This is a genomic window from Kitasatospora sp. MBT63 (assembly GCF_000710465.2).
Taxonomy (GTDB): domain Bacteria; phylum Actinomycetota; class Actinomycetes; order Streptomycetales; family Streptomycetaceae; genus Kitasatospora.
Map to the genome: position 1 here is coordinate 1 of NZ_JAIZ01000214.1, position 3,710 is coordinate 3,710.

Below are 3,710 nucleotides of genomic sequence, written 5' to 3' on the forward strand. Positions count from 1 at the left end.
GGCCGCCAGCACGTCCACCGGCACGCCGTCCGCGGACCGGGCGCGCCGCAGCCCGCCGGCGCCGGGCGGCGGCAGCGGGTCCTCGCCGTCCGGCAGCCCGCGCAGCACCGCCTCGGCCTCGGCGGGCACCGCGACCACGACGAGCAGCCCGGCCTGCGAGGGGCCGGGCTGCTCGTCGGTGCCGCGCACGCTCATCGCGGGACCGGTCAGTCCTTGGTGTTCAGGGTGAAGTACCAGACGCCGTAGATGTCGTTGGTCTTCTGGTCGGCCTCGACCACGGTGACCGTGGTGGTGCCGGTGGTGCTCAGCAGGGTGGAGGCGAGCACCGACCCGGAGAAGGTCGAACCCTTGACCTCCTGCGCGATCGGGGCCTGGCCCTGCTGGCCGCCGTCGGTGAAGGCGAACCAGCCGCGGTCGGCGGTGTCGGTGTCGACGCCGACGCCGATCCGGTCGCTGGCGCGCACGTCCGAGGAGGTCAGCTTCTTGTCCTGGCCGGCCTTCCGGCCGTCCGCCTGGCACTTCTCGATCTGGTCCTGGTCCAGCGGCTTGCCGTTGTTGTAGCAGAGCGGGGCGCTGCGGACCGAGGAGGTGCCGACCACGAGGGTCGCCTCGCGCTTCGGGGGCTTGCCCTCGCTGTTGGCGTACGCGATGGACCCGCCGACCGTGCCGGCGCCGATCACGACGACGGCGCCGACGGCGGCGATGACACGGGTGCTGAGGCTCATGGGCAAGAGGCTACCGGGCTTTCGCGATCACGGTGCGCCTGGGTGCCCGAGTCGCGGCGCCCGCCCCACGGGCGGCCGATCCGCACCCGCCGCGCACCCGGCTCAGGCCACCCGCGGGCGGGCCGCGGGCCCGCGCAGGCCGACCCTGGTCAGCGACCAGATGGTCAGCACCAGCGCCAGACAGGTCACCCCCGCGGCCAGCGACAGCCCGAGCACCGCGTTCAGCGGCAGCGAGATGCCGATCACCCCGCCCAGCACCCAGGACAGCTGCAGCAGCGTCTCCGAGCGGGCGAACGCCGAGGTCCGCACCGCCTCCGGGACGTCCCGCTGGATCAGCGCGTCCAGCGCCAGCTTCCCCAGCGAGGCCGACATGCCCGCCGTCGCCGCCACCAGCGCCATGGTCAGCAGCCCGTACCAGAGCGCCGCGCAGGTGGTGGCCGCCGTCGCCAGCAGCAGCACCCCGGTGATGATCACCTCGGAGCCGCGGGTGCGCAGCCAGGACCCGAACACCGAACCCAGCGCGTTGCCCACCCCGGCCGCTGCCGCCACCACGCCCAGGGTCGCGGTCTCCGGCAGCCCGCCCGGCGGGTCGTTGCGGATAAGGAACGCCAGGAACATCACCAGGAAACCCACCAGCCAGCGCAGCGCCGACACCCCGCGCAGCGCCAGGATCACCGACGGCCCGACCGCCCGCAGCACACCCTTGGCCGGCGCCGGACCGTGCTCCTCGGAATGCAGCACCGCCCGCTGCTCGCCCTTGGCGGAGTCCACCTTGTGCGGCAGGTGGAAGGCCATCAGGGTGCCGATCACGAACACCAGGAACGCCCCGCGCAGCGGCCACCCCGGCCCGATCAGGTGCAGCGCCCCGCCGACCCCGGCCGCCACCATGGTCGCCAGCAGCCCCGCCAGCGTCACCCGCGAGTTCGCCTTCACCAGCGACAACTGCGGCGGCAGCAGCCGCGGCACCACCACGCTGCGCACCACGCCGTACGCCTTCGAGGCGACCAGCACCCCCAGTGCCTCCGGGTACAGTGCCAGCCCGCCGGTGCTGATCGTGCCGGCCATCGTCCAGGCCAGCACCGCCCGCGCCAGCATCGACATCGCCATCGCGGAGCGGCGGCCGTGCGGCAGCCGGTCCAGCAGCGGGCCGATCACCGGCGCCAGCAAGGCGAACGGCGCCATCGTGATCAGCAGGTAGAGCGCGACCCGCCCGCGCGCCTCACCGGTCGGCACCGAGAAGAAGATGGTGGACGCCAGCGCGATGGTGATCAGCATGTCGCCGAACGAGTTCAGCGCGTGCAGCTCGATCAGCTTGGCCAGCCCCGACTCGCCCGCGCCCTCCGCGGACGTCGCCCGGCGGATCCGCCGACCGGTGCCGTGCACCACCCGGCCGGTCCTGGCACCCGCCGCCGACGCGCCCCGGGTCAGGGCGTTCCCGCCGCGCGCGGGCTGCGCCGACCCGTCCTCCGGCCCGGGCGGCGGCTGCGCCGCGCCGGCCGGCGGGACCGTCGGCTGCCGCGGCATGGTGTCCGCCTCCGCGTGGTCCTCGCCCTGCGGGGAGTGCGGCCCGTGCTGCGACGGGGTCTCGTCCGTCACACCGTCATCCTGCCCGAGAACGGCCCGGCCTACGAGTGATTGGGCCTTGCGTACGGATGGCGAGTCGCCGACCGGACGGTGTCCGGTGCCCCGCCCGGGCCGCGCCGGTGCCCCGGGCTGTGCTCCGCGGCCGACCGACGGGTAGCCTGCACTACGGCGCGTGCCGGGCCGTGAGCAGGGGAGGGCCAGGGCGGCGCGGCCCGTCCCGGCGGTCTACCCGGTTCGAGCAGAATGGACACCGTGATCCGGCGGACCGATGCCCGCCGGCAGCACTGCGGGCACCGCTCGGGCGGGGCGGTGAGCCGGATATCGACCGCAGGAACGACAGGACTGGGAGAGAATCGACGCCGTGAGCGCTGCGATGCGAAGCCGTACCCCGGACCGGCTCTGTGCCGAGGCCGTCGAAATCGCCCGTCAGGCCGCCGAGGAGGCGGTCGGCCCCGAGAGCGTGGGCGCCCACCTCGGGGTGCAGGCGGACGGCGACCGTGTCGTCACCCACACCTTCGAGTGCCTGGACGCCGCCTACCGCGGCTGGCACTGGGCCGTGACCGTGGCGCGGGCGCCACGGGCCAAGAACGTCACCCTCGACGAGACCGTCCTGCTGCCCGGCCAGGACGCCGTGCTGGCCCCCGAGTGGGTGCCGTGGAGCGAGCGGCTGCGCCCCGGCGACCTCGGCCCCGGCGACCTGCTGCCGACCGGCGCCGACGACCTGCGCCTGGAGCCCGGCTGGACCGGCGAGGACGAGCCCGCCCCCAACTCCGTGGTGGCCCTGGCCGCCGAGGAGGACGTGGTGGTGGCCGACGCCGACGTCCAGCCCGCCCCCGCCCGGGCCCGGATCGGCGCCATCGCCGAGGAGCTGGGCCTGGCCCGCCCCCGGGTGCTGTCCCGGCTCGGCCTGCACCTGGCCGCCGACCGCTGGGAGTCCGCGTTCGGCCCGCAGACGCCGATGGCCCAGGCGGCCCCGGCGTCCTGCACCAGCTGCGGCTTCCTGGTCCCGATCGGCGGCTCGCTCGGCCAGGCGTTCGGCGTCTGCGGCAACGAGTTCGGCCCGGCCGACGGCCAGGTCGTCTCCCTCGGGTACGGCTGCGGAGCGCACTCCGAGGCCGCCGTGCTGCCCGCCCCGCCGGTCCCCTCCGAGCTGATCCTGGACGAGACCGTCGTCGAGCCGCTGCAGCTGCGCCCGGACCGCACCGGCGGCTCGGTCGAGCCCGACGCCCCCGCCGAGGAGCTCGGCCACTCCTGAGCGCAGGACCGGCCCCCGGGGCCGGCCGGTCGGCCGAACAGGCCCCGCTCCGGCGGGGTCTGCCGGTGGACCGGCTCGGGTGCCGGCCGGGCGCACCCCGCTCCACCACCGGTTCCGCCACGGTCCCGCCCGGCCCGCCCCACGGC

The 3,710-nt window shown here is 75.7% G+C and carries 3 protein-coding genes and 1 pseudogene; 1 reads left to right on the top strand and 3 read right to left on the bottom strand.

Going from position 1 to position 3,710, the window contains the following annotated elements:
- From AA75_RS50870 to AA75_RS14680, 3 genes and pseudogenes are all read right to left on the bottom strand, one after another.
- Positions 1-195, bottom strand: a pseudogene (locus AA75_RS50870) (futalosine hydrolase); the annotation flags it as partial.
- Between the two features lie 11 nt (positions 196-206).
- Positions 207-725, bottom strand: a complete 519-nt coding sequence (locus AA75_RS14675; protein ID WP_051812398.1) for a hypothetical protein — start codon at positions 723-725, stop codon at positions 207-209.
- A gap of 102 nt (positions 726-827) precedes the next feature.
- Positions 828-2,321, bottom strand: a complete 1,494-nt coding sequence (locus AA75_RS14680; RefSeq protein WP_233289026.1) for an MFS transporter — start codon at positions 2,319-2,321, stop codon at positions 828-830.
- A 361-nt stretch (positions 2,322-2,682) separates the two neighbouring features.
- On the opposite strand from AA75_RS14680, the gene AA75_RS14685 reads away from it, so the two are divergent.
- A complete protein-coding gene (locus tag AA75_RS14685; RefSeq protein ID WP_033820443.1) occupies positions 2,683-3,564 on the top strand; it encodes a DUF3027 domain-containing protein in 882 nt (293 codons plus the stop codon).
- Positions 3,565-3,710: the final 146 nt, after the last annotated feature.